The 6,555-nt window shown below is 67.8% G+C and carries 5 protein-coding genes; 3 read left to right on the top strand and 2 right to left on the bottom strand.

The annotated features are described in order from the left end of the window. On the bottom strand, positions 1-385 hold a 385-nt coding region (locus tag ABT085_RS42230; RefSeq protein WP_351621204.1), incomplete at its 3' end, for a zinc ribbon domain-containing protein. A gap of 469 nt (positions 386-854) precedes the next feature. On the opposite strand from ABT085_RS42230, the gene ABT085_RS42225 reads away from it, so the two are divergent. The 3 genes from ABT085_RS42225 to ABT085_RS42215 all read left to right on the top strand — a co-directional run bounded on the left by ABT085_RS42225 (position 855) and on the right by ABT085_RS42215 (position 6,327). Beyond that, positions 855-1,343, top strand: a complete 489-nt coding sequence (locus ABT085_RS42225; RefSeq protein ID WP_351621201.1) for a hypothetical protein — start codon at positions 855-857, stop codon at positions 1,341-1,343. Positions 1,344-2,132: 789 nt separating this feature from the next. Next, positions 2,133-4,229: a SpoIIE family protein phosphatase gene (locus ABT085_RS42220; protein WP_351621198.1), complete on the top strand. Its 2,097-nt coding sequence runs from the start codon at positions 2,133-2,135 to the stop codon at positions 4,227-4,229. Continuing rightward, positions 4,204-6,327 carry a SpoIIE family protein phosphatase gene (locus ABT085_RS42215; protein WP_351621195.1) on the top strand — a complete coding sequence of 708 codons (2,124 nt, stop codon included), beginning with the start codon at positions 4,204-4,206 and terminating at the stop codon, positions 6,325-6,327. Before ABT085_RS42220 ends, ABT085_RS42215 begins: the two co-directional genes overlap by 26 nt. Here the strand turns inward: ABT085_RS42215 and ABT085_RS42210 are convergent. Next, positions 6,314-6,555: hypothetical protein (locus ABT085_RS42210; protein ID WP_351621207.1), on the bottom strand; the 242-nt coding region annotated here is incomplete at its 5' end. The genes ABT085_RS42215 and ABT085_RS42210 overlap by 14 nt on opposite strands.

Here is a 6,555-nt window from a genome sequence, read left to right as displayed (position 1 = left end):
GGACGTGCAGGGACTTGGGTCCGTCACTGAATCCGCAGGCCGGGCAGACCCGAGAGGACGGGAAGGCACGGTCCACCGTGGCGAAGGTGCGGCCGTGCAGAGCCGCCCTGTACTCCAGCATGTTCCCGAACGCGGACCGTCCCGCGTCGTGCACGGACCTGGCGAGCCGGGTCCGGCCGAGGCCGGACACCGCGAGGACCTCCACGCGCACCGCTCGGTTGCCGCGGATGATCTGTGTGGATGCCCTGTGGTGCCAGTCCCGGCACTTCTCCGCCACCCCGGCATGCCGACGGGCGACCCTGATATGGACCTTGGCCCGGTTCTTCGACTCGTCGGTCTTGTGGGACGGCTCCCGCTGAAGGCAGGCAACAACGGCCGGCTGCACTCCCGCCCTGCGTGCGACGGTTCACGGCGACCTATTACCTTGCCGTGATCCGCCATCCGAGACCATGTGAAGACGCTGCCCAGGTCGGTCGAGTCGCCGACCACGGGCGCAGACCGGCCCAAGTCCGCCGTGTCCGCCTACGGGGTGCCGTCCAGGACTCCGGCCGGGGCCTCGGCGCAGGCAGGGCTCATCCCATGACGCGGAGTCGCTTGCGCTGCTGCGGTTATTTAAGTAGATGTCGGCGTGGTGCGGTCGCACTGATGCCCGGCGGGGATGCAGAGGTGGCGGGTATGCCTCTGGAGGGATGCATCCACGCCTTGGTGAGCAACCAGTTGCTCATCACGCTCTGAGCGCCAGCAAAGGTACAGAAGCCGGTTGGGCATCACATCACCGTTTGCATCTGGGGACTCTCACGCTCGTGATTCTGTGATGGATCTTGTGGTTGACCAGTCACGGAATGATCAAAGCTTTGACCAAGGATCTTCATGCGTCGTACACAGAAGGGCTGTTGATGTCTACGGTGTTGAAGCATTCCGCCCTCGATCAGGTCCACTGCTTCGTGTCTCTTCTGCCTGAGCCCAGGACACTCAAGACGGGCTGGGCCGTGGACTACACCGTCGGCATCACTGTGACTCTGCACAAGACCACCGACCCCAGGGCGGAATTCGAGGCGCAGCGACGGGTGACCGCCCTCGGCGTCGTTCCCGAGGACAGCGTCAAGACCGTTCCTGGTCTCGGTGACAAGGCTTACCTGGTCACCCAAGGCCTTGGCAGCACAGAGCTGCGGGTCGTAGAGGGTGGAGCGGTCCTCTCACTGAGTCTGTCCGGCGTCCCCCGATACATGGATGAAGGAGAGGACGACGTGATCGGTGAGGGACCGGCCACCCCCGATCTGTCCCCCTACCAGTCGGCCATGGTCAGCGATATGCGCGACCTCATGGCCAGTCTCAAGCGGTGAGCCGGATCTCCACCCACTCGCGAGGCATTCCGAAGGTGCGGCCTGCCCTCGTCGCGAAGCAGCGCAAGACATTTGATCCTCGACGGCGGGATGTCCAGTAGGACCCGCGAGGGTCCATACCCAACGCGTCACCAGGTCTCCTTCGCGGCGAGAGCCGTGGCCCGCTTGGGTATCTCCACGTCCTCTCGCAGCCTGCGGCTCTCCCGCCGGAGTGCGGCGAGTTCCTCGCGTCGCTGCGGGTCGATCCATCCCGCTCGCCCGCGCGGACTCCGGCCTGCTTCACCCGGTCGGCACCGCGCTCTCGGTCGGATCGAAGTCCTGGCCGATCTGACCGACCGAGCGGTCGCCGCGTCCGCGTAACCCGACGATCTCGGCCATGAACCCGGCGTGGACGACCGGTGAGGGCGAGCTTGTTCCTCCCTGTGCTGTCTCTGATGGACATCCTCTCGGGGCAGAAGCCCTGGCCTCGGATGTCCGACGAAGCGGATCAAGCCCGTCCGACCTGGGGGAGGCGCGCCGACCTCATCGGCGTGAGGATGGGGGTGGAGGTGTTGTCGGATGCCCGGCGATGATGTGCTCGCAGTCATCGACGACCGTGGTCGGGTGATCGAGTGGAGGTGTCCGGCTGAGGCGCTGTTCGGTTGGCCCGCGGAGGAGGCCGTCGGTCAGTCTGTAACCGCGCTGATGCGTTTGCGAGCCGCCGACGGTGCGTGGCATCGGGAGGGGTTTGCCGATGAGGCCGGGGTAGCGGTCAAGCCGGTACTGCGAGGCGGGACCGTGGTGTGGCAGATGTTCGCGACGCGGGGCGCCATGCCGGCGCAGGACGCGGCGATCCTGAAGGCCGTGTTCACTCATTCCCCGGCAGGACTGCACATCCTCGACTGCCAACTGCGTGTGGTCCGCACGAGCAGTGCCACGGGCGGTCCGCCGGACATGTCGGCGAGTGCTCTCCTGGGCAGGCCCTTCACCGAGGTCTGTGATCTCGCGGAGCCCGAGGAAGAAGCCGCCGTGGCGCGAAGGGTTCTGGAGACCGGAGAACCCGTCGTGAACCGGATGGTCCGGTGCGGCAGGACGTCGGGCCCGTCCACGGCCAGTGCACACTCCATCTCCTACTTCCGTGTCGAGGACTCGCAGGGCAATGTGGTCGGGCTGGTGGCGTGGATGGTCGATGTCACCGAGCGGGAGAACGCACGGGAGCGGCTGGCCGTCCTGGAGAACGTCCGCACGAAAGTGGGGCACCGGCTGAACGTGATGGATGTCTGCTGGGAGCTGGTGGAGGCGGTCGTGCCCGGCTTCGCCTCCATGGCCGAGGTCGAGGTGATCGAAGACGTCGTCCGCGGCGAGGATCCTCCCCTGGTACCCGTGTCCGCGGACACTCCACTGCGCCGTGCAGCATTCCACGGCCTCATCGCCGGGCATCCGGTCGGCGTCGTAGGACCCCTGTCGGCCGACACCCCTTTCTCGGACATTCTTTCCGATCCGCGGCCGCACCTCGTCATGATCGACGAGGGCAGCTCGTGGTTGGCCGCAGACCCGGCCCGGGCCGACGTCATCAGGCGGTCCGGCGCCCATTCCCTGATCGTGGCGCCGCTGGTTCTGCGGGGCCATGCCCTGGGCGTGGTCAGTTTCTACCGTCGCGGGCAAGAGGACGCCTTTGATCACGAGGATGTCGCCGTGGTATCGGCCGTGTGCACACATGCCGCGCTCTGCGTCGACAACGCCCGTCAGTTCATGCGCGAGTGGATCATCGCGCGAACCGTCCAGCGCAGACTTCTTCCGCACCGGCCGGTCAGCCATGCCACCGTGGAGATTTCCGAGCTGTACCTTCCCGGCCCGGAGGGCGGCGGCGCGTGGTCCGATGTGATACCGCTGCCCGGTGCCCGAACCGCGCTGATCGTCGGCGACGTGGCCGGGCAAGGTATCGCCGCAGCGATCACGATGGGTCTGCTGCGCACGGCCGTCCACACGCTCGCCGCCCTGGACCTGCAGCCCGACGAGCTGCTGGCCCGCCTCAGCGACACTGCGGCCCGTCTCGTCGCCGCGCGGGCAACGCTGCCTCCCAGGGACCCGCTGCACCGCGAGCCACTCACTGCCGGCTGCGTGATCGCGACCTATGACCCGATCGATCTCACCTGCACCATGGCCCGTGCCGGCCTGGCGGAGCCGGTCGCGGTCTTGCCCGACGGCACCTCTGCGGGCCTGTCCGTACCTCCCGGTCCCGAGCTAGCGGGACCGGGTAACGCCCCGTTCCCCGCGATCACTGTCAGACTTCCTGAAGGAAGCACGCTGGCCATGAGCACGGTCACGGTCGTGGACGAGGTCCGCGCGCTGTCCGCTGCCCTGCGCCCGCTCCTGGACGGTGCCGACACGAGGCCGCTGCCGGACCTGCGTGAGGACTTCGCCCAGGCACTCACAGGCGGTCGCCGGACCGGTGAGACACAGGTGTTGCTCGTCCGTACGAAGGCACTGCCTCGGGACCGGGTACTGACGTGTGCGCTGCCTGCGGATTCCGAGGCCGCGCCGATCGCCCGCGCTGAGGTCCGCCGTCAGCTGGAGGCTTGGGGCATCGACGAGGAAACGGCGTTCACCACAGAACTCATCGTCAGCGAACTGGTCGGCAACGCGATCCGCTACGGCGCTCCACCCCTGCGGCTGCGCCTTGTCCTCGAGCGGATGCTGACCAGCGAGGTCAGAGACGCCGCGACCAGCGCCCCGCAGGTGAAGCATGCCCGCACCGTCGACGAGACAGGCCGGGGGCTGTTCATCATCGCGAGCATCGCGGAACAGTGGGGCACTCGTTACGAGCCCGCGGGTAAGACGGTCTGGGCAGAGCAACCGACAGGGCTGCCTGGAGGCGACCGTGGCGGTGCCGGGGAACCTGCGTGAGCGCAAGCCGTCACAGTGTCAATACAGCGGGTCAGCATCAGGCGGGAGGTGGGCTCCTTTTCGGGGGGAGAGTCCGGAATACGATGGAAAGCAATTGTTTGAGCCGACGCTCAAAGGTTGTCGGGAGCGGCAGATGGACACCTGGGACGAATTCCTTCGCTGGGCCACCCCATCGGCTCTTCTGACGCTCGATGGCACCATTCACTCCCTCAACGCCCCGATGGCCGCGACGCTGGGTCGGCCATCAGAACACTGCATCGGCTGCGACTTCGTCAGGCTGCTGCCCGAAACCCAGCGAGCCTCGGCCGAGAGCCTGCTCATACACGGGGCCACGACGAAGACGGTCTCGATGCGTGTGCTGGAGTTCCCGGGACCCGGGTCGGCCTCCGTGGTCACCCTCATCGAGGCGAGGCCGGTGAGGGATCCCACCAGCCGTGAGCGGCTGGTCTGGGTGCATTCGGTGGATGCGCGCAACGATCCGGGTGGTCTGCTGATCCCGTTCCGGATGGCGGCCGCGGTCGCAGACCTCGGCCTGTGGATGTACGCGCCCCGTCGGCGCAGGCTCGACTGGCTGGGCGGCGCACCTGCCCTGACCCCACTGTTCCCGCATGCCTCGGTGTCCTTGTCCAGGGTGGTCCGGCGCGTCCACCCCGATGATCGCAAGCGCCTGAGACGGCTCGTGCGTTCGACCGCAGCGCAATCCTCGTGGACCAATCTGCGATTCCGTACCGAGAACGGCGGATGGGACTACATCGCCTGTCAGATCCGCCGGATCCAGCTCGGCTACGGCGGGCCCGAGCAGGTCTTCGGAGTCATCCGCGACGACACCCTGCTCGAGGCGGGCCGGCAGAAGGCTCAGGCCACCCTCTGGGCCGAACGACAGCGCGCCGACGAGATCGCGGCCTTCTCCGCCGCCCTGATCACCGCCGCCACCGAGCAGGAACTCCGGCAGGTCGTCCTGACACGGGTCGCCCCGACCTTCAGCGGTACCGGCGCCGTGCTGACGCTCGTCGACAGCGAGACAGGGCTGCTGCACGCCTCCTCCGACGCCAGGGTCGACCCGCAGCAGGCCGACGCCATGGAAGGCACCTCCCTCGAGGAAAGGCAGCCACTGACCTGCGCGATCCGTAACGGCACGCCGTACTTCATCCCGAACCGCGAAGAACTCGTGCGAGACTGGCCAGAGACAGCCGTCTGTCCATGGCTCGACACCTTCGTCGCGATATCGATCGCCCCGCTCAGCCCGGTCGGGGACCAGCCACTCGGCGCCTGGGCGGTGACCTACGACAGCGAGCACCACTCACCGCCGGACGAACGGGCCCTCATGAGCACGCTGGCCGACTTGGCGGGTCAGGCACTCAGACGGATCCGATTGCAGCAGGCCCGCGTCGATCTGGCCGCAGCGCTCCAGCAGAACATGCTGCCCACGCTGCCCGAGCACCTCCCGGGCCTGGAGGTCGCCGCCCGCTACCAGCCCAGCCGAGACGGCCTGGACATCGGGGGAGACTGGTACGACGCGTTCGTGATGCCCGGTGGCGCGATCGCCCTGGAGATCGGCGACAGCCAAGGGCATGACGTGGACGCGGCCGCCTTCATGGGCCAGGTACGTACCTCCATCCGCGCCATTGCTCCGCACGAACCGGAGCCGGCAACCGTGCTTACGCGTACCAACGAACTGCTGGTCACGATGAACGCGGAACGATTCGCCAGCTGCACCATGCTGTACATCGGCCCCCGTGAAGGACAGGTCACCGGCGCCAGTGCAGGCCACGTGCCCCTGCTCTGCGTGCGCGACGACGGCAGCAGTACCGTCCGCGAGCTGCCGGGAGGCCCGGTACTGGGAGTCCTCTCGGGCACCGACTACCTCGAAGAGACCTTCACGCTCGACGAGGGCACCGCGCTGATCATGGTCACCGACGGTGTGGTCGAAGGGCCGGGCCTGACGCTGGACGTCGGCCTGGAGCGGGCCGGAGTCCTGGCCGCCCAAGCCCTCCAGGACGGACTGAACGCAGAAGCGATCGCCGACCGGCTTCTCGACGCCGCGGTCGCGGTGGACCACCTCGACGACGTAGCCGTGCTCGTCATCAGGCGCGTATGACGGCGCCCTCGCGCTCGGCGATTGCTCGACCAACGCCGAGACCTGCAATGGTCAGGCCGGCGGTCGAAGTCAGACGGCTGTGGTCGGCCCGGTCACGGTGGCGGCGCGGCAGCAGCCGGTCGCCACAGAACTGCGTTTCGTGGTGACCTTGTTGCGCACGGGCGCAGACCTGGAGCGCTGTAGCGGCCCGGCCCGGCCCGGCATCGGGCCGAGCCGGCCCGATGCGTG

Origin of the sequence: Streptomyces sp. NPDC002265, from assembly GCF_040296125.1 — a bacterium.
GTDB lineage: Bacteria > Actinomycetota > Actinomycetes > Streptomycetales > Streptomycetaceae > Streptomyces.
The sequence above is the reverse complement of the archived record's forward strand: the minus strand, read 5'-3'. Positions and strand labels throughout refer to the sequence as shown.